Consider the following 18355-nt stretch of genomic DNA (forward strand, 5'->3'; position numbering starts at 1 on the left):
CGCCCTGCACCGGCTTTTGCTTTTTCATGTTCCGTTTCGCGTCCCGTTCAGGCTGCCCGCCCCCGGGTAGAATAGCCCCCACTATGTCAACGACTGCCCCTGCCCCCCGTTCCCTGGCCAGCCAAACCCTGTTTCGCGGCCTGGACATCATTGATGCCGTTGCCGATGGCTGCGTCACCGTGCAGGCCATTGCAACGCGTACCGGCGTCAGTTTCAGCACCACCCACCGGCTGGCCTCTGCGCTGGTGCAGGCGCGCTATCTGCACTTCGAACCGCGCCGCGGCTACCGTCTTGGCAACCGTCTGCTGGAACTGGGCTTTGCCGCCTACCGTGAATCCACCCTCACCAGTTGCGCCCGCCCGCATCTGGAACGGCTCGCGGAGCAAACACAGGACACCGTGCACCTGGCCTCTCTGGATGGCAATGGCATCATTTATCTGGACAAAATCGGCGGCCAGCGCCCGGTGCAGGTCAACACCCGCATCGGCGGGCGCAAGCCCATCTGCGGCACTGGTGTCGGCAAATCATTGATCCTCGACGAAACCGAAGAGCAATGGCGGCTGCGCTACGAACATGACGCCAGCCGGGGCGACATCCAGATTCCGCTGGAAGCGTGGATGCGCATGATGCAACGCTATGCCCAAGGCGGCTACAGCATGGACCTCGAAGAAAATGCCGCGGGCATCCGCTGTGTGGCGGCACCGGTGCGCGACATCAGCAACCGCATCATTGCCGCTATCAGCGTCACCGGCACCGCCCCCTACACGGATGATGAACGCATGCAGTCTCTCATCCCCGTCGTCCAGCTGGCGGCCCGCCAAATCAGCGAAGCGCTGGGCGGGCAATTCTAAAATTCCCGCCAGCGGGACGGAACCGCCATTCTTACCTTCTTTTCAAAGCCCAGCCTCATGTCTGCCATCCTGCTTCGCCCCGCCACCCCGGATACTGCTGCCGAATGCCTGCGCATCCGGGCGCTCACGCGTGAAAACGCCTTCAGCGCCGACGAACTGGCGGCGCTGGGCATTACCGTGGAAAGCTGGCGCGCAGGCATTGAAAGCGGCGAACTCATCGGGCAGATCGCCTGGGATGGCCAGACCATGGCGGGTTACTGTTTCGGCGATCGTGACAGCGGCGAAATCATGGTTCTGGCGCTGCTGCCGCAATATGAAGGCCAGGGCCTGGGGCGCCGCCTGCTGGCCAGCCTCGTTGAAACGTTTGCCGCGCTGGGCTTTCGGCAGCTGTTCCTGGCCTGCTCCAGCGATCCGGCTGTCCGCTCCTACGGTTTTTACCGCCACCTGGGCTGGACGCACACCGGCGAATCCGACGAGGTCGGGGACCATATCCTGAGCTTGCCCCTTTCACGCTGATCGTCCGTCTGGCAAGTGGCAGGCGGCAATTGCCAATCGCGAATTGCGAACTGCTAATCGCTAATCGCGAATTGCCAGCCGCCAGCCGCGATGCGGCCGGCGGCGGCCAGCGTCAGGCGCGGCGGGCCCGGGCAGCGCGCCAACGGCGCTGGCTGCCCACGACAAACACGAAAAAGGCAGGCACACCCAATACCGCCAGCACCGTGCCGCTGATCATCCCGCCCAGCACCCCGACGCCGATGGCCTGCTGCGTTTCCGCGCTGGCCCCGGAGGCCAGCACCAGCGGCAGCACACCCAGCGCAAACGCCAGCGAGGTCATCAAAATGGGGCGCAAGCGCAGCCGCGCCGCCATGACCGCCGCCTCCCGCAGGGCATGCCCCTGTTCCAGCAGCTGGCGCGCAAACTCCACGATCAGAATCGCATTCTTCGCCGACAGGCCGATGATGGTGATCAGCCCTACCTTGAAAAAGACATCATTGCTCATCCCCAGCCCCAGAACGGCCAGCAGCGCGCCCAGGATCCCCAGCGGCACCACCAGCATCACCGCCAGCGGAACCGTCCAGCTTTCGTACAAGGCGGCCAGCACCAGAAAGACCACCAGCATGGACAGCAGCATCAGGGCGGGCGCATCGGCAGCAGATTGCAATTGCTGCAAGGATTCCCCCGACCAGGCCAGCGCAAAACCGGGCGGCAGTTTGCGCGCCAGCCGTTCCATTTCCGCCATGGCATCACCGCTGGAAACGCCTGCGGCTGGCATACCGGCAATCCGCACGGCGGGCATGCCCTGAAAGCGCTGCAACTGCAAGGCCTGCTCCACCCATTCAACCGTCACCACTTCGCTCAGCGGCATCATGCCCCCGGCCAGGTTACGGACATTCAGCCGCAAGACATCATCCACCTGCATGCGCGATTCGGCGTCGGCCTGCACAATCACCTGCTGCATCCGCCCGGCATTAGGAAAATCGTTCACATACAGCGAGCCCATGGCCACTGACAGGGTATCGCTGATATCCGTCACGGCGACCCCCAGCGCCTGGGCCTTTTGCCGGTCTATCACCAAGCGCACGCTCTGGCCGGGCGGCTGCCCTTCGGTATGCACCTCCTGCAACAACGGGCTATGGCGCGCCAACTCCAGCAACTGCTGCTCCGCCGCATAAAGCGCCTGCTGTCCCAGGCCCGTCCGGTCCTGCAGATTCAAGGTAAAGCCGGATGACGTCCCCAGCTCGTCAATGGCTGGCGGCATCAGGCTGATGATGATGCCCTCGGGCGCCTCTTCCATGGCGGCCTTGGCGCGCAGCACCTCTTCATACACATGCAGGCCTGGCCGGTCGCGCCAATCCTTCAGCGAGGTAAAAGCCATCGCGGCATTCGGCCCCGAACCGGAAAAACTGAATCCCAGAATGGACAAATTGGATTCGACGCCCGGCCGTGCCGCCACATGCGCTTCATACAGCTGCACAACTTCCAGCGTGCGCTCGCGCGTGGCCTCGGCAGGCAGCTGTATGGATGTCATGAAATAGCCCTGATCTTCTTCGGGCAGAAATGCGGTCGGCACGGCGCGGAACGCCAGCACCACGCCCACGCACAGCAATCCCCATAGCAGCATGATCCGGCCGCTGCGCCGGACCAATCGTTTCACTCCCCGCTCATAGCCAGCCGTCATGCGCGCAAAGCCCCGATTGAACAGGCCGTACACCCCTTTGCGCTCGTCCGGGCGCGAACTGACCGGACGCAGCAGAGTCGCGCACAGTGCCGGCGTCAGGCTCAGTGCCAGAAACGCGGAAAACAGGATGGACACTGCCATCGACACCGTGAACTGGCGATAGATCACCCCGACCGCCCCGCTGGCAAAAGCCATGGGGATGAAGACGGCTGTCAGCACCAGCGTAATTCCCACCACCGCGCCGCTGATCTCCCGCATGGCCTTGGCCGTGGCTGCTGGCGGCGCCAGCCCCTCCTCCGCCATCAGCCGCTCGACATTTTCCACCACCACGATGGCATCATCCACGATGATCCCGATCGCCAGCACCATGCCGAACATGGTCAGCACGTTGATGGAATAGCCCAGCACCAGCATGACGGCAAAGGTGCCCAGCAGGGCTATCGGCGCCACTATCGCCGGGATCAGCGTGTAGCGGATATTCTGCAGGAACAGCAGCATGACCAGGAACACCAGGGCCATGGCTTCCAGCAGCGTCTGCACGACTTTTTCGATGGATATTTTGACGAACGGCGCCGTGTTGAAAGCAATGGCCGGTTCCATGCCTGGCGGCAAGGTAGAGCGCAATTCTTCCAGTCTGTCCTGCACCGACTGGGCCGTTCTGACGGCATTAGCGCCTGGCGACATCTGAATCGACGCGAACGTGGCATAGCGGCCATTTTGCCGCGTGCCAAAGCTGTAATCCTGCGACCCCAGCTCCACCCGCGCGACATCGCGCAGCAACACGCGCGCGCCATCCGCCCCGGCACGCAGGACGATTTGCTCGAACGCCGCCACATCCGTCAATTGGCCCTGTACCGTCAGCGGCACCGACACGCGCTGCCCCGGCACCGCAGGCGCATCCCCGACCCGGCCCGGCGCGATCTGCAAATTCTGCTGTTCGATCGCGCGGGTAATGTCGCTCAGGCCCAAGCCATAAGCCAGCAGGCTGGCCGGATACACCCAGACCCGCATGGCGCTTTCCGCGCCATACAGCTGCACGCGGCCTACGCCATCAATCCGGCGCAGATCTTCGACCACGCTGCGCGCCATGTAGTCATTGAGCTGCCCTTCGTCAAAACTGCCGTCTGGCGAGACCAGGCCCACCAGCATCAGAAAACTGGACGATGCGGACTCCACCTGTATGCCATTCTGGCGAACCGCCTGCGGCAAGCGCGACTCCACGGCACGGATCCGGTTCTGCACATCCACCTGGGCCATTTCCGGGTCGGTGCCCGGTTCGAAGGTCACAGTGATCTGGGCCGAGCCGGAAGTATCCACGCTGGACTCGAAATACAGCAAATGCTTGACGCCCGACAGTTCGCGCTCCAGCAGGCTGATCACGGAGTCATTCAGCGTCTGCGGCGTCGCCCCCGGATAGCTGGCATACAAACTGACGCTGGGCGGCGCCACTGACGGATAACGCGCAATCGGCAGTTGCGGAATCGCCAGCAGCCCGAGCAAGGCAATGAATAGGGCGATCACCCAGGCAAACACCGGGCGCCTGATGAAAAACTGAGACATACACATCCCCGCTTCAGCGGGTCTCCCGAGAAAACTCAGACACCGGCAGGGCAGCCGGCCCTTGCCAGGGCTGCGGCGCCACCGTCATGCCCAGACCGAGACGCTCCTGCCCGACAATCACCACACGCTGGCCGGCAGACAGCCCATCCAGCACCAGGTACTGGCGCTCCTGCAAACCGCCCAGGCGCACCGGCACCCGCTGCGCCTGCCCGGCCTCGTCAACGACCCACACGCTGGTGCCGCCCCCCTGACGCACCACAGCCTCTTGCGGCAGCATCAAGGCCTGGCGGTAGTGGCCGCGCGGCACCTTGACTCGCACATACAGGCCGGGCAAGAGCTGTTGCGCCGGGTTGTCCGCCAGAATTCTCAGCAGGACATCGCCCGTGCCCGGATCCACACTGATACCGGAAAACAGGACTTGTCCGGGCAAGGCCGCAGCGCCCGCCTGGATCGGCAAGATTTCGGCCGGCAACGTCCTGGCAGCTTCGCCCTGCCCGGCCATATGGGCACGCAAATCCGCCAGGGCCGCCGCCGGCTGGCGCACATCGACATACACCTGGTCGATCTGCTGGATGCGCGCCAGCGGCGCGGTATCGCCCGGGCTGACCAGCGCCCCTTCCGTCACCATGGCCTGGTCGATACGCCCGCCAATGGGCGCCTCGACGCTGGCAAACTGCACATCCAATTCACGCCGTGCCAAGACGGCACGCGCCTGTTCCACATCAGCCGCCGCCTGGGTACGGCGCGCCGCCGCATCATCGAATTCCTGGCGGCTGACGGCCCCGGCCCGCATCAAAGGCTGCAAACGCGCCAGTTGCGCCTGCTCATGGGCCAGCACCGCCTGCGCGCGCTGCAACGCGGCCCGCGCCATTTCCTGCTCCGCCCGGAACGGCGCAGCATTGATCTGATACAGCACCTGGCCCGCCTCGACCCGCGCCCCCTGTTCAAACAAGCGCCGCTGCACCACGCCCGTCACCTGGGGCCGGATATCCGCCGTGCGCACTGCCGTCACGCGGCCCGGCAGAATATCCGCCAGCGTCACGTCCTGCGGCGCCATCGTCATCACGGCCACCTTGGGCAGCGCCGCCACTTGCGGTTCCTCTCCCTGCCGGCTGCATGCCGCCAGCATCCCCGCCATCAGTATCAACGCCAGCCACTGCCAGCGCGCCATGCGACTCATCTTCATACCCACCTTCTCTTGAAACGGCAGCGCCAGACACAACACCGCCCGAGCCAGGATTCTCGTGTCCTTTCATGCGTATTTCGTCGCGGCTGTATGGAGAAATGATGGAGCGCCCGGCATACCGGCCAGGCGCTCCACACTCCCTACACAATCCATCAACACAGAGTCCACCTTGGCAGCGCAAACTGCCTGAAAACCGTGTTTCCCTGTTGGAGTCCCCTGAATCATGTCTCTCGATACCGCCAGCCTGCTGGCAGACGAAGCCCGCTATTGCTCCTTCGGCGATACGGTGCACTATGTCAATCCGCCCAAGATCTTCACCCGCTGCGACGGCAGCTATATGTTCGACGCTGCCGACACGCCCTATCTTGATTTGCAGATGTGGTATTCAGCGGTGAACTTCGGCTACCGCAATCAGCGCCTGGAAGATGCCATGCGCCGCCAGCTCGATACCCTGCCGCAAATTGCCAGCCAGTACCTGCATCCCAGCAAAATCGAACTGGCCCGCTTCATTGCCCAGGACGCCGAAAAGAAATGGGGCCACGCAGGCCGTGTGCACTTCAACGTGGGCGGCGCTCAGGCGATCGAAGACTCGCTCAAGGTCGTGCGTAATGCCAGCCAGGGCAAGAGCCTCATGTTCGCCTTTGAAGGCGGCTACCATGGCCGCACGCTGGGCGCCTCCAGCATTACTTCCAGCTACCGCTACCGCCGCCGTTTCGGCCACTTCGGTGACCGCGCTCAGTTCATCCCCTTCCCCTATCCCTTCCGCCGCCCCAAAGGCATGACGGCGGAAGAATATTCGGACTCCATCGTGCGCGAATTCGAGCGCAAGTTCGAAAACGAATATCACGCCATCTGGGACCCCAAGACATCCCAATGCGAATACGCCGCTTTCTATGTGGAACCGATTCAGGGCACTGGCGGCTATGTCGTTCCGCCCGCCAACTTTTTCACCGGCCTCAAGCGTGTCCTCGATGAGCACGGCATCCTGCTGGTGGTCGATGAAATCCAGATGGGTTTCTGGCGTACCGGCACGCTGTGGTCTGTCGAAAACTTCGGTGTCAAACCGGACGTTCTGGTCTTTGCCAAGGCGCTCACCAATGGCCTGAACCCGCTGTCCGGCCTGTGGGCCAGGGAAGAACTGATCAACCCGACAGTCTTCCCGCCGGGCTCGACCCATTCCACCTTCGCCGCCAACCCGCTGGGCACGGCGGTCGGCCTGGAAGTCATGAAGATGACGCATGAGATCGACTTCGGCCGCCAGGTACGCGAAGCCGGCGCGTATTTCCTCGACGGCCTGCGCGACCTGCAAAAACGCCACCGCGAAATTGGCGATGTGGATGGCCTGGGCCTGGCGCTGCGCGCCGAAATCTGCACGGAAGACGGCTTCACGCCCAACAAGGCGCTGCTGGATAAAATGGTCGATATCGGCCTGGCGGGCGAGCTCAGCTACCAAGGCGAAAAACGCGGCCTGGTGCTGGATGTTGGCGGGTACTACAAAAACGTCATCACCTTTGCGCCCTCGCTGATGATCAGCCGCGCTGAAACCGACGAAGCCATGGCGCTGCTGGATCAACTGCTGACCCGCGCCAAACAGGTGTAATGACAGCAGCCCAACCGCTGCGCAATGCGCTGGAACCGGCTGCGCTGCCGCTGCATTTTGCCGCGCAGCCTCCGACGGGCTTTCGTTGTGTCCACGACAGCCCGGCCCCCGCATTCATCGCGCCCTTCAATCTCCTGACCACGGCTGACGATGCCTTCAAGGCGCGGATACAGGCCTGGCCCGGCTACCGCTGGTGGTCGAACTGGCTGACTCTGCGCACGGCTTTCGTCGGTACAACCGTCAGTGAATATGCGCTGCTGCCAGAGACGCTGGATCCCGCGCAGCTGGCCCGCCAGGTGCGCCAGCAACTGGGGCGCCGGCACACGCTGACCATCATCAAAGACCTGCCTTGCCAGTCGCCGCTGCTGTCTGCGGATGACAACCGCTATGCCGACCGCCTGGCGCAGGCTTGCCAGGCAGAAGGCTTTATCGTGATGGATGGACAGGCGCTGGCCTATTTGCCGCTGGACATGGCCAACAGCGATGCCTATCTGCAAAGCCTGGCCAAAGACGCACGGCGTTATATCAAGCGCCGCCTGCGTGACCGCGCGCAGATCGAAGTCCGGCGCCAGGCGACCGGCCCGGCCTATGCTTGCGACCAGATTGTGGACCGCTACTACGCGCTCTATGCCGCGGTCTATGCGCAAAGCGATATCCATTTCGACCACCTGACCCGCGACTTCTTCGCCGCCGTGCTGCGCGACGCCACCATGCCCGGTATCGTCTTCGAATACCACCATCGCGCCACGGGTGAGTTCCTGGGCTGGAACCTCTGTTTCGAGGAAAATGGACGGCTGGTGGATAAATACATAGGCCTGTCCTATCCCGCTGCCCGCGAGGCCGGCCTGTATTTCGTCAGCTGGATGGAAAATCTGGAATACGCGCTGGAACGGGGCCTGAGCCACTATGTCGCAGGCTGGACGGATCCGGCCGTCAAGGCGCTGCTGGGCGCCCGCTTCACACCGACCCGGCATGCTGTTTACATCCGCCAGCCGCTGCTGCGCGCACTGGCGCGCCGCCTGTCCCATCATTTCGTCAAGGATAGCGAGTGGATCCCTGCCAACCCTCCCGCGCCCTCCCCGCCGCCCCGGACATGAGCTGCCTGCCCGCCTCTGACGGCCCGAGCGGCAGGGCCGCCCTGAACTCGGCCAGCCCGCCGGCCCAGTTGCCGCCGCTGGTTCTGGACACCGATGACTCGGTAGGCATCCTGCCGGGCGAAATCAGGCTGGCCCTGCCCCAGGACTGGCGCGAGGCAGTTCGCTTTGGCTGCCGCCTGCGTGTCTTTCGTGAACGGATGCAGCAAGCCATGCAGCAAATGCCCGCCGCCACGAAGCATGGCACCCTGTTCATGGGCAGCGGCGACTTCCATCACCTGAGCTGGCCGCTCATCGAACGCTGCCTGGCCGCGCGCCAGGGCCGCATTCGTGTCCTGGTCCTGGACAACCACCCCGACAATATGCGCTTTCCGTGGGGGATACACTGCGGGTCCTGGGTTGGCCGCCTGGCCATGCACCCCCAAGTGGCGCATGTCCATGTGGCCGGGATTACCTCCCATGATGTCGGGCTGGCGCACGCCTGGGAACATCAATTGCAGGCACTGCGCGCCGGCAAACTGAGTTATTGGTGCATGGGTGTCGATACCCGCTGGGCCGCCTGGCTGGGGCTCTCCCAGCAGTTCCATGTTTTTCCCGGCCCTGACGCTCTGGTTCAGGCACTCAGCCTGGCTTTGGCCTCACAGCCGTTTCCTTGCTATCTGAGCATAGATAAAGACGTCTTTGCCCCCGAGGTCGTACGCACCAATTGGGATCAGGGCCGCTTTCTGCCTGCTCATCTGGAAACCTTGCTGGACGCGCTGCGCGGGCAGATCATCGGCAGCGATGTCACCGGCGAAGTCTCGGTCTGGCGTTACCGCGACGCCTGGAAGCGCTGGCTGAGCGCAGCCGACGGCCAGGACACGGCCCAGGCCGGTACTGAACTGCCAGCCTGGCAAGCACGCCAGGCCGAGTTCAACCAATATCTGCTGGCGCAGCTGGCTCGCGTTCGTTGAGCTTTGGCGCCGCTGCGGCTTCACTGACTGCCAGGCAGGCGATGCCTGCGAGAATAAACACGGTTCCCAATATCTGGGGCCAGCCGACCGTCTCGCCAAACCAGAGCGCAGACACGATCAGCACCACGACCAGTTCCAAATAAGACGCGGCAAAAGCAGGGCCGATAGGGGCATGCTTGAGCAAGGTCAGCCAGGTAAAAAACGTCCCCACATAGCCCAGCAATGCGCCATAAATCCAGGGCTGCCCGAAAACCCTGGCAAACCAGGCTGTCGAAAACTCCAATGGCAAAGCCTGCTCGCCCGCCAGCTTGAAACTGATCTGAGCCACCGTATCGAAAGCCGTCAGCACCAGAAAACCAATTAGATAGAAGCGCCGCATCGTATCTCTACCCCTTCAAGCCCGCGATCCCGACGCCAATCGACACCAGCAAAATGCCCAGCACGCGCAGACCCGTCAGCTTCTCATTGAAAAGAATGCGCCCAAAGATCATGACGGCCACGATATTGATGGAACCCAGCAAAACGCCATTGGATAGCGGCACCAGCGATAGAAACGCCAGCCACAGCACGAACTCCACCACATAGCAGCCCACGCCTATCCAGAGCCAGGGCCGGCGCATCATCCAGCGCCAGCGCGCCAGGCCGTCACCCGCGCGCGGGTCGGCAGCCGCCGCCTTGAACGCCAGCTGCCCGCCGCTATCGACCAGCACATTCAGTATCCACAGCACGATGACCAGCGGCGACATCAGCTCATTGCTCATGCTCATCCTCCCCGGAACCGGCCACGCCCGCCAGCGCTTCCACAAAACCCACCACCCGCGCAATCACCTTGCGGCGCTCACGGTCTATGGTCACCATGTGATAGCTGTCTTCCAGCAACAGCAGCTCCACCGGCGCATGGCGCACGCCACGGACAATCTCGTAGGCGTTGGATACCGACGCGATATCGTCATGACGCGCATGAATCACCAGGCACGGCGCCGCCACCAGCTTCAGACGGGCGCGCACCCCGGCGGCCAAGGCATGCATTTCCGCCGCCGACCACCAGGGATTGCCCGGCAAACCGGCAGCCGCGCTATCCCCGGCATTCATCTGGGCCAGCACGCGCGCCCGCAAGGCTTCATCCTTGATGCCGTAAGGCGGTTGTTCCAGAAACATGCGCTGGCGTCCTATCCCCAGGGCGCGCAGCCACGGCAGGAGGAACGCCAGACGGGTATAGCGCGGCATGCTCCAGCCGTCATGCCGGAAGGTGGGCGACAAAGCCACCACGCCAGCCACCAGATCCGGCCTGGCCTGCGCCAGCGCCAAGGCCAGCACAGCCCCCATGGAAAGCCCGCCGGCAACCACGCGGTCCACACGCCGCGCCAACAGCTCCGCGCCGCGGCAAACGCTATCGAGCCAATCCTGCCAGCGGGTTGCAAGCAAATCGTCCTGCGTGCCGCAATGCCCCGCCAATTGCACGGCATAGACCGTAAACCCGCGGCGGTGCAGGCCTTTGGCCAACACCCGCATTTCGTTGGGCGTCCCGGTCAGGCCATGAATCAGCAAGACCCCGGTACGCCCCGGCGCTCCCGTTCCTTCGAGCAGGAATTCATGGGGCAGCAAGCGCTCTTCTGCACTGGCTGGCGATGCCTGGCGCCCGGCGGCTGGCGGGCTGGCAACCGCCTCCCGCGCGTCACTGCGCGGATGGATCCAGGCTGTGCTCATGACACCAGCTCCGGCCTGGCGGCGGGCGCCAGAATGCCCGGCAGCAGCGCCAGGGCTTCATGGAAGTCTTCAAAGGCCGCATGCGGCAGGCGCTGCTGGCGGCAATGCGCCAGCAGCGAAGCCTTGGCCAGCACAAAATCCGCCCGCCCAGCCACACAGAAATCGGAACGGCCATCGCCGATATACAGCACCCGCGCGCCGCCTGCCGCCTGCGCCTGCCAATGCCCGCACTTGCAGTTGCCGCTGTCGCATCCCGGCTGCCGCCAGGGATTTTCCAGCCGCCAGCCGCGCGTGCCCGCTTCCAGCAAATGGTTGGCGAAAATAGGCAAATCCTGCAAGCCCTCACGGCCCAGCAAGACCTGAATGGCATAGTCCAGGCCGTCGCTGATAATTTGCACAGGAATCCCGGCGGCGCGGGCGGCGGCGGCAAACGGCGCAAAACCGGGGTCCAGCGCTATCTCCGCCAAACTGGCATGCAATTCTTCGCGGCTCATATCCAGCAAGGCCACCTGTTGCTGCATACATTCGCGTGAACCGATCTCGCCGCGCTCCCAGGCCTCCTCCAGCGCCCGCCAACCGTCCTTGCCATAGCGCAGCAGCAAGCTGTCGATGACATCCCGGCGGCTGATGGTGCCATCGAAATCACACTGAATCACCCACGCAGGCGCACCGGCTTGCCTGCCTGGCGGCTCCACTTTCTGCCTCAGCCCTTCACTCATGAAAAATCACCCTCACATTCTGTCCGACCCGCGCCGCAGGCTCACGCTCGAAAGCCAGCACGCATTCGACGACGCGCACCGGGCCGCGTTGCGCCTCTTCCTGCAAACGCCCCTGGCCATACATAGGGCTGATGCGTATCACCCTGGCCTTGGGCAGCCGCTGGCTGTCATCATCACCATCCATATCCGGCACGACCGTTGCCTGCATGCCCACTTTCACGGCATCCACATAGGCCGCATTCAGCTCGGCCCGCACGATCAATGGCTGCTCGGGCAGCAGGGTCAGCACCGCCGCGCCAGCCTGCACATAAGCGCCGCGCTGCGTCATCAGGCGGACGATGGTCCCGGCCTCGGGCGCCTTCAACACCCGCTGCGCCTGCATGGCCCTGGCCAGCTCCAGGCGTTGTATCGCCACGGCCAATTCGGCCTGGGCCACCGCCGCTTCCGCCTGAGCATCCGCCAGCCGCTGCTGCGCCCCATCCGCCTGCTGCCGTGGCGCCGCGCCCTCACGCGCGGCCTGCGCATAGCGGGCAGCGCTGGCCCGCAGCTCCGGCACACGGCCCTCGGCGGCGCGAACCCGTTCGCGTGCCAGCCTGACTTCCGCCGCGGCAACACCTGCCGCCTGCTCACCCACGCCATCATCCAGGCGCAGCAATACCGTTCCGGCAGCCACGGTTTCCCCTTCATGCGCAGACAGCTGCATGACCGTGCCGCTGCTGGCCGCCGCCATGTCGATCAGCCCCCCTTCGACTTCTATCTTGCCGCGGGCCACAGCCACCTTCTGCAAGCGCGGCGTCGGCGCACTGGCCGCTTGCGCCGCGCCGGGGTATGACCCAGATGCAGGCTCTGATGCCGCCCCTGATGTTGCCCCTGATGCCGCCGCGCGCTCATCCGAACACCCGCCCAGCAGCAACACAGCCGCCAGCAGGCAAACACCGCCCAGGCCGCGCGCCTGCCGGCGGCGCTGATCTCTTCGCACTTGCCTGTCATCCATGCTGAATTTCCCTCTCATGCGCCTCTCCGCGCCGGTCGCTGCGTATCGCACCATCTTCCATACTGACGACCCGGTCGGCATGGCGCACCAGGCGAGGGTCATGGCTCACGCACAGCACTGTTGCCTGATGCTGGCGGGCAAAGCGATGCAGGATATCCACCACCCGCTGCCCGTTTTCCGCATCCAGCGCGCTGGTGGGTTCATCGGCAAACAGCAGCGGCGGCTCCTTGGCGATCGCCCGGGCAATCGCCACACGCTGCTTTTCTCCGCCTGACAGTTGCGCAGGCCGCATGTGGGCCCGGTGGGCCAGCCCGACTTCCTCCAGCGCGCGGCGCGCCAGCACTTCACTGTCACGCCTATGCATACCCAGATAGCCCAGCGGCAGCTGCACCTGTTCCAATGCGGTCAGGGCAGGAAAAAGATTGAAGCCCTGGAAGACAAAACCGGTATGGCGCAAACGGAATTTCTCCAGTTCGCGCCGGCTCATTTCGCCCAATTCCTGCCCCAAGGCGCCAGCCTGGCCTTCGTCCGGCTGCTGCAAGCCGGACATCAAGGCCAATAAGGTACTTTTGCCGCACCCGGAAGGCCCAGCAACCAGCGTCAACTCACCGCAATAAACACTCAGGGATAAACCGCGCAGCACCTGCACCTGCACCACGCCGCTCAAAAAAGCCTTGCTCAGGTTGCGGGCGACCAGACTGGGCGCCCGCCGTTCGTCCCGTGGCGCAGCGCAGCCTTCCGTAGCTCTGGTGTCATTGCTCAACATGATTGCATTCCTTGTCCCGTCCTTAGCGCAAGAGCAAAGCCGGGTCGGTGCGCAACAAGCCGCGCACCGCCATGACACTGGACAGCAAAGCCATCAAGGCGACCAGCACCACGCATCCCAAGGCCGCCCATGGCGTCATCGCGACCGGCACCCGGTAGGCGCCCGCCAGCAACAACAACGCTCCGCTGACCAGCGCGGCCAGCAGCATTCCCAGGCCGCCGACCAGACAGGATTGTTCGACCACGACACGCGCCAGCGCGCCACGGCTGGCGCCCAGCGCATTGAGCGTGGCATATTCGCGCGCTGACCCAGCCACCACGGCCGCAAACGACTGATTGGTAATCACCGCCCCGACCAGGCAGACGATCACTGCCATGAAAAGCACAGCCATCCCCGCGCCGGTATCCAGCAGCCAATAGCGCTGCGAACGGCTGGCAAACTCCCCGGCCCCCCAGGCCTCCATCGGGCCAGCCTGCCCGGCCTGCGCATTCAGCCTGTCGCGTACTGCCGGTATCTGTGCCGGGGTTTCCAGCCTGGCCAGATAATAGGTACTGCCACCCTCCGCGTCCGCGCCGGCAATCTGCCGTGCCGTATCCAGCGATGCCAGGACATTGACGCCGCCCAGCCCGCGCAAGCCCGACGCAACGGCCACCACCTGCACCGGATGGGTGTTGATCCAGGCGCGTCCGCCTTTGCCGGTCAGACCCAGAGTTTCCAGATCCGCGCTATCCACAATCACTGCGCCAGGTTCACGCAGCAGCTGCCGCAGCCGGTCCGGCAGCACTTTGGAAAACATCATGGCGTCCGGCTGCACCGAAATACCCGATAAATAGATAGACACGCTGCCGGCCTCTGTCTTGCCGGAACTCCAGTCGCCATCCACCCACTGATAAGGTTCTACCTGCAAGACGGCGGGATCCATGCGCAAACGCATTTCCACATCGGCATCTATCTTGCGGCCGAAATTCACACTTTGCGTGCCGGGAAAGCCCACCCAAAGATCCGCCGAGGACGCTTTGACATACAAGGCCGCCGTGCCGAAAATTCCAAGCACCAGAGCCGCCTGGACCATCAGCAGCACACCGGAAAAGCACACGGCCAGCAGCACCGGCAAGAAACGGCGCCATTCATAGATCAGGGTTTTGCGCGCCAAGGCAATCATCAGCGCGTTTCCTGCGGCGATAAGGGCGCGCCGCCCAGCGCCTTGAACAAGGCAACGAAAGCCAGTGAGCGCCCGGCTTCGGCCCATAGCAGCTCGCCCTGGCCCGCCAATTTTTCGCGCTGCCAGGCCAACTGATCAAAGTCACTATCCAGCCCCAAGGCCAGACGGGTTTCCAGCTGGGCGCCGCGTGCATGACTTCTGCTTCGGCGGAACGGATATCCGGCCGGGTGCGCAGCAGGTCTGCCGGCACTTGCGCCAGGGAAAATGGCGCCAGCACAGGCGCCTGCCCTATCGCCTGCCAGGCAGGGTCGGGCGTATCCTGCCCCAGCAGCAGCGCCAGGCCCCGCGCCGCCCGGTCAGCCGTTCCGCGCATCTCGGCATAGGCGGCCCGCGCGCGTTGTTGCTGCTGCAGCAGCTGCGTTAATTCGTCCTGCTCGCCAAGATGGTATTGCTGCCGGATCCGCGCCAGGCGGACGGCCTGCTGTTCCAGCGCTTCAGTCTGAGCCAGCAAGGCCATCTGGGCGCGCGCGACGCCCAGATCCAGGTAGTTACGCACCACATCCGCCACCACGGCCACCATCACCGCGTCGTAGCTGGACTTGGCATAACCGACATCGGCCATCGCTTTCAGCTCTGCATTTTCTGCCGCGCCGAATAAGCCCAATTCCCAGCTCATTTCGATACTGGCATGGAAGTAGGAGTCCTGCGCGGCGACATCCTGCAAGGGCCTGGCATTGGCCGATAGATTGGGCAGGAAGGCGCCTTGCCAGCGCTCCGCCACGGCCTGCTCACCCCGCAACCGCAGCGCCGCCTGCTGCAAATCCAGGTTTTGCCGCAAGACTTGCTCTACCAAGGCATCCAGTTGCGGGTCGTCAAATGCCTGCCACCCATGGGTCAGGCTGACTTCCGCATGTTGCGGCGCTGGCGGCTCCGACCAGGACAGCGGTGTTTGATCCGGCAAATCCGGCACCTGCACGGCCAGACACCCCGCCAGCGAGGCAGACACCAGCGCCACGCAGCAACGACGGCTGAAAACGGACACATCGGAATACCGGAACACAGGTCGCACGGCTCTCAGGCCGCAGGGGAAAATCCCGCAGCCGCAGACAAAACGGAGAAGCTGTCACGATGCGCCTGTAACATTGACCAGGCATGCAAGAATGATGGAGAAATGATGGAGAGGGGCTAGGAAAGCCAACCAGGGAGGCCAACGAGGGGGGCCAACGGGGGGGGCCAACAATGAAGGCCAACAGCGCTGGCGCCCCGCGGCCTAGTCGGTGCCCTGGGCGGCAATCGGGAAGCTGACCCCGATGCAGGCGCCGCCGCGCTCGGACGCCTTGGCATACACCCAGCCGCCTTGTTGCTCGACCAGCGCATGCACAATAGAGAGCCCCAGACCGGAACTTGATGCTGCGCCGACACTGCGATGCGGAAAACGCTCAAACGGCTTGTCTTTCATGCTCTCGGGCAAACCTGGCCCGGCATCGCTGACTTCCAGCCGCATCCTGTCCTGCTCTTTATGCACCGCCACACCCATCCAGCGGCCGCTGGCGGCGTGGCGCAGCGCGTTCTCAAACAAATTTGCCACAACTTGCCTCATCCTGTCTGGATCAGCAAGGATCAATGCACTATCTTCTGGCTTCGGCAGAACCACCGTATGCTCGAAATCCTGCTCCTGCAAGCGCGCAGCGAACTGCGCCATCTCATCCTGCACCAGCACCGCCAGGTCCAGCTGCTCATACTGCAAGGACAAACGGCCCGTCGTTGCCAAGGAAATCGTATGTAAATCCGTGATCAAGCGGCCCAAATGCAGCGATTGCTCCAGCAGACCATGCATTTCCTCGTCAGTCGCAGGAATGACGCCATCACAAATACCATGCAGCCGCGCGCTCAGCACAGCCAAAGGGGTGCGCAGTTCATGGGACAGTGATGCGACCGTCAGACGGCGTTCTTCGTCCAGCGCGGCCAGCGAATCAATCATATGATTGAAGTCGTTGAGCATATCCGCCATTTCACCCTTGGCATGGCCAGGATGAGCGCGCACCGTGAAATCCCCGACGGCCACACGGTTGGCGGCCTCAGCCATGGATCCCAATGGCCTGGTCACCAGCCGGGATACAAAAAACCCGATTCCCATGCCAAAGGGCAAACCCAGCAGCATGGCGAAAATCAGTGCCAGCATCTCTCCGCGAATCGGGTCGCCTTCCCAGTATTCGCCATAAATCTGCATGGCGCGCGGCCCTTCATCCAGGCCTAATGCATTCAGTTCATCCAGCTCCGTCCGGATATTCGTAGGCAAGGTGTTATAGAAGCTGTTGTAGTCCAGCTCCCAGAACAGCACCAGAATACCGGCCAGCACCGCCATGCTCACCACAATGGTGACAGCGATCGCCAGCCCGAAACGAACCCAGATGCGGTCTAGCTTTCTCGCCATAGACGATATCCGATACCGCGCACGGCTTCGATCAAATCCCCTTGCCCGGCGATTTGCAGCTTGCGCCGCAGCTTAGAAATATGGGAATCAATCACCCGCTCCAGCGCTTCGCTTTCCGGCAGGCAATGCTCGATCAAAAAGGAGCGGGAAAAACAACGCCTGGGCTGCGCCGCCAGGCAAGCGAGCAAACGGAACTCCGTCAGGGTCAGCGGCAGCGGCACCGCGCGCCCTTCATCCAGGTGAACCATGGCCACATGCCCTTGCTCGTCGATTTCTATACTGCCGACACGGATAGGCGCCTGCTCCGGCTGGGCGCTGGTCCGCCGCAGCACGGCGCGTATGCGGGCCACGACTTCCGCAGGGTTGAACGGCTTGACGACATAATCATCAGCCCCCAGCTGCAGGCCCAGCAGCTTATCGACATCATCCGCCAAAGCCGTCACGATAATGACCGGTGTCTGGCCTTCGCTGCGAATCTCCTTGAGCAGATCCAGACCATCCATGCCTGGCAAATGAATATCCAGCAGCACCAGATCCGGCCTCATGGTGCGGAACAGGCGCAATCCTTCCAGCCCGTCTGCCGCCGTCGCGCAACGCAGGCCATCGCGCCGGATGTAAGCATCCAGCACGCTGGAAATACCTGGCTCGTCTTCAACGAGCAGTACCAGTCGATCGGAATGGGAAGAAGGCGGAGTTGTCGCAAGCATAAAAAAATGAAGGTCGCAGCGCCATTGCAAAATGCGGCAGCCAGCCGCCGCCACCTCCAGCAGGCTGCGCTGCCAGGGATGATTTCTGCATGACTGCGAGACGATAGCGCCTGCAGCATGCACACCAGGTTTTAAGCTCAGCTATTGTGGCACGAGCCAAGCCGTTGGGCACGATGAGATCGTGCTGTCTTCGTGTCAGATATAACACATGGCTACACCAAGCGTGACGCGAGGCGAAACGCACCGCTCACTGAGCCACTGAGAGATAGAGATGCTGCACATCACCTTGCACCGTGGGGTAAGCCAGGCAGGCCCGGCTTGCCTCCGGCCGCCCCGCCAGGGGCGGCCGGAGGCCGGTTAAGCTGTGTGGCACAGTGCAGCGGGAGGTTGTCTTGGGGCGGTCTTCAGTAAGCCAGAGCACCTGAGGATCTGGCGGCAGCGCC

17 protein-coding genes are annotated in these 18355 nt (G+C 63.5%); 5 read left to right on the forward strand and 12 right to left on the reverse strand.

Translation table 11 applies throughout. From position 1 onward, the window contains the following. The first annotated feature begins 83 nt into the window (after nucleotides 1-83). Both ACTJGZ_RS07135 and ACTJGZ_RS07140 read left to right on the forward strand, forming a co-directional pair. The gene (locus ACTJGZ_RS07135; protein WP_441662248.1) at nucleotides 84-851 is read left to right on the forward strand and encodes an IclR family transcriptional regulator; all 768 of its coding nucleotides are present in this window, start codon (nucleotides 84-86) and stop codon (nucleotides 849-851) included. A gap of 57 nt (nucleotides 852-908) precedes the next feature. Beyond that, nucleotides 909-1367, forward strand: coding sequence for a GNAT family N-acetyltransferase (locus tag ACTJGZ_RS07140; protein WP_441662249.1), 459 nt, complete (start codon nucleotides 909-911; stop codon nucleotides 1365-1367). Between the two features lie 112 nt (nucleotides 1368-1479). On the opposite strand, the gene ACTJGZ_RS07145 is transcribed toward ACTJGZ_RS07140, so the two are convergent. Together ACTJGZ_RS07145 and ACTJGZ_RS07150 are read right to left on the reverse strand one after the other, a co-directional pair. Continuing rightward, nucleotides 1480-4590 (reverse strand): multidrug efflux RND transporter permease subunit, encoded by a 3111-nt coding sequence (locus ACTJGZ_RS07145; RefSeq protein ID WP_441662250.1) that lies wholly within the window; start codon nucleotides 4588-4590, stop codon nucleotides 1480-1482. 13 nt (nucleotides 4591-4603) lie between these two features. Continuing rightward, nucleotides 4604-5776, reverse strand: a complete 1173-nt coding sequence (locus ACTJGZ_RS07150; protein WP_441662251.1) for an efflux RND transporter periplasmic adaptor subunit — start codon at nucleotides 5774-5776, stop codon at nucleotides 4604-4606. 223 nt (nucleotides 5777-5999) lie between these two features. Here ACTJGZ_RS07150 and ACTJGZ_RS07155 point away from each other — a divergent pair, with 223 nt between their 5' ends. From ACTJGZ_RS07155 to ACTJGZ_RS07165, 3 genes are read left to right on the forward strand one after another with little or no spacing between them, the layout of a single operon-like run. After that, on the forward strand, nucleotides 6000-7376 hold the full coding sequence (locus tag ACTJGZ_RS07155; RefSeq protein WP_441662252.1) for an aspartate aminotransferase family protein: 1377 nt from the start codon (nucleotides 6000-6002) through the stop codon (nucleotides 7374-7376). Further along, complete coding sequence (locus tag ACTJGZ_RS07160; protein WP_441662253.1) at nucleotides 7376-8473, forward strand: GNAT family N-acetyltransferase; 1098 nt, start codon at nucleotides 7376-7378, stop codon at nucleotides 8471-8473. Before ACTJGZ_RS07155 ends, ACTJGZ_RS07160 begins: the two co-directional genes overlap by 1 nt. Beyond that, nucleotides 8470-9423, forward strand: a complete 954-nt coding sequence (locus tag ACTJGZ_RS07165) for a hypothetical protein (RefSeq protein ID WP_441662254.1) — start codon at nucleotides 8470-8472, stop codon at nucleotides 9421-9423. Before ACTJGZ_RS07160 ends, ACTJGZ_RS07165 begins: the two co-directional genes overlap by 4 nt. Here the strand turns inward: ACTJGZ_RS07165 and ACTJGZ_RS07170 are convergent. From ACTJGZ_RS07170 to ACTJGZ_RS07215, 10 genes are all read right to left on the reverse strand, one after another. Further along, nucleotides 9383-9802, reverse strand: a complete 420-nt coding sequence (locus ACTJGZ_RS07170) for a DMT family transporter (protein ID WP_441662255.1) — start codon at nucleotides 9800-9802, stop codon at nucleotides 9383-9385. The two genes, ACTJGZ_RS07165 and ACTJGZ_RS07170, sit on opposite strands and share 41 nt — an antisense overlap. 7 nt (nucleotides 9803-9809) lie before the next feature. Beyond that, nucleotides 9810-10190 carry an EamA family transporter gene (locus ACTJGZ_RS07175; protein WP_441662256.1) on the reverse strand — a complete coding sequence of 127 codons (381 nt, stop codon included), beginning with the start codon at nucleotides 10188-10190 and terminating at the stop codon, nucleotides 9810-9812. After that, complete coding sequence (locus ACTJGZ_RS07180; protein WP_441662257.1) at nucleotides 10174-11130, reverse strand: alpha/beta hydrolase; 957 nt, start codon at nucleotides 11128-11130, stop codon at nucleotides 10174-10176. Before ACTJGZ_RS07180 ends, ACTJGZ_RS07175 begins: the two co-directional genes overlap by 17 nt. Then, on the reverse strand, nucleotides 11127-11849 hold the full coding sequence (locus ACTJGZ_RS07185) for an MtnX-like HAD-IB family phosphatase (protein ID WP_441662258.1): 723 nt from the start codon (nucleotides 11847-11849) through the stop codon (nucleotides 11127-11129). The genes ACTJGZ_RS07180 and ACTJGZ_RS07185 overlap by 4 nt, the downstream gene beginning before the upstream one ends. Next, nucleotides 11842-12861, reverse strand: coding sequence for an HlyD family secretion protein (locus tag ACTJGZ_RS07190; RefSeq protein WP_441662259.1), 1020 nt, complete (start codon nucleotides 12859-12861; stop codon nucleotides 11842-11844). The genes ACTJGZ_RS07185 and ACTJGZ_RS07190 overlap by 8 nt, the downstream gene beginning before the upstream one ends. Beyond that, nucleotides 12836-13609 (reverse strand): ABC transporter ATP-binding protein, encoded by a 774-nt coding sequence (locus ACTJGZ_RS07195; RefSeq protein ID WP_441662260.1) that lies wholly within the window; start codon nucleotides 13607-13609, stop codon nucleotides 12836-12838. Before ACTJGZ_RS07195 ends, ACTJGZ_RS07190 begins: the two co-directional genes overlap by 26 nt. Before the next feature lie 22 nt (nucleotides 13610-13631). After that, nucleotides 13632-14771, reverse strand: a complete 1140-nt coding sequence (locus ACTJGZ_RS07200; RefSeq protein WP_441662261.1) for an ABC transporter permease — start codon at nucleotides 14769-14771, stop codon at nucleotides 13632-13634. Next, a complete protein-coding gene (locus ACTJGZ_RS07205; protein ID WP_441662262.1) occupies nucleotides 14737-15840 on the reverse strand; it encodes a TolC family protein in 1104 nt (367 codons plus the stop codon). Before ACTJGZ_RS07205 ends, ACTJGZ_RS07200 begins: the two co-directional genes overlap by 35 nt. A gap of 201 nt (nucleotides 15841-16041) precedes the next feature. Then, nucleotides 16042-17205: a sensor histidine kinase gene (locus tag ACTJGZ_RS07210; RefSeq protein WP_441662263.1), complete on the reverse strand. Its 1164-nt coding sequence runs from the start codon at nucleotides 17203-17205 to the stop codon at nucleotides 16042-16044. Beyond that, on the reverse strand, nucleotides 17190-17912 hold the full coding sequence (locus tag ACTJGZ_RS07215; protein ID WP_441662264.1) for a response regulator: 723 nt from the start codon (nucleotides 17910-17912) through the stop codon (nucleotides 17190-17192). The genes ACTJGZ_RS07210 and ACTJGZ_RS07215 overlap by 16 nt, the downstream gene beginning before the upstream one ends. Nucleotides 17913-18355 lie beyond the last annotated feature (443 nt).

Origin of the sequence: Kerstersia sp. (assembly GCF_052103615.1) — a bacterium.
Taxonomy (GTDB): domain Bacteria; phylum Pseudomonadota; class Gammaproteobacteria; order Burkholderiales; family Burkholderiaceae_B; genus Kerstersia.

Bases quoted from the DNA above. Each gene is read 5' to 3' on its own strand.
- ACTJGZ_RS07215 (WP_441662264.1), bottom strand. From the start codon at position 17,912: ATGCTTGCGACAACTCCGCCTTCTTCCCATTCCGATCGACTGGTACTG.
- ACTJGZ_RS07195 (WP_441662260.1), bottom strand. From the start codon at position 13,609: ATGTTGAGCAATGACACCAGAGCTACGGAAGGCTGCGCTGCGCCACGG.
- ACTJGZ_RS07170 (WP_441662255.1), bottom strand. From the start codon at position 9,802: ATGCGGCGCTTCTATCTAATTGGTTTTCTGGTGCTGACGGCTTTCGAT.
- ACTJGZ_RS07145 (WP_441662250.1), bottom strand. From the start codon at position 4,590: ATGTCTCAGTTTTTCATCAGGCGCCCGGTGTTTGCCTGGGTGATCGCC.
- ACTJGZ_RS07155 (WP_441662252.1), top strand. From the start codon at position 6,000: ATGTCTCTCGATACCGCCAGCCTGCTGGCAGACGAAGCCCGCTATTGC.
- ACTJGZ_RS07210 (WP_441662263.1), bottom strand. From the start codon at position 17,205: ATGGCGAGAAAGCTAGACCGCATCTGGGTTCGTTTCGGGCTGGCGATC.
- ACTJGZ_RS07175 (WP_441662256.1), bottom strand. From the start codon at position 10,190: ATGAGCATGAGCAATGAGCTGATGTCGCCGCTGGTCATCGTGCTGTGG.
- ACTJGZ_RS07180 (WP_441662257.1), bottom strand. From the start codon at position 11,130: ATGAGCACAGCCTGGATCCATCCGCGCAGTGACGCGCGGGAGGCGGTT.
- ACTJGZ_RS07190 (WP_441662259.1), bottom strand. From the start codon at position 12,861: ATGAGAGGGAAATTCAGCATGGATGACAGGCAAGTGCGAAGAGATCAG.
- ACTJGZ_RS07140 (WP_441662249.1), top strand. From the start codon at position 909: ATGTCTGCCATCCTGCTTCGCCCCGCCACCCCGGATACTGCTGCCGAA.
- ACTJGZ_RS07160 (WP_441662253.1), top strand. From the start codon at position 7,376: ATGACAGCAGCCCAACCGCTGCGCAATGCGCTGGAACCGGCTGCGCTG.
- ACTJGZ_RS07185 (WP_441662258.1), bottom strand. From the start codon at position 11,849: ATGAGTGAAGGGCTGAGGCAGAAAGTGGAGCCGCCAGGCAGGCAAGCC.
- ACTJGZ_RS07135 (WP_441662248.1), top strand. From the start codon at position 84: ATGTCAACGACTGCCCCTGCCCCCCGTTCCCTGGCCAGCCAAACCCTG.
- ACTJGZ_RS07200 (WP_441662261.1), bottom strand. From the start codon at position 14,771: ATGATTGCCTTGGCGCGCAAAACCCTGATCTATGAATGGCGCCGTTTC.
- ACTJGZ_RS07165 (WP_441662254.1), top strand. From the start codon at position 8,470: ATGAGCTGCCTGCCCGCCTCTGACGGCCCGAGCGGCAGGGCCGCCCTG.
- ACTJGZ_RS07150 (WP_441662251.1), bottom strand. From the start codon at position 5,776: ATGAAGATGAGTCGCATGGCGCGCTGGCAGTGGCTGGCGTTGATACTG.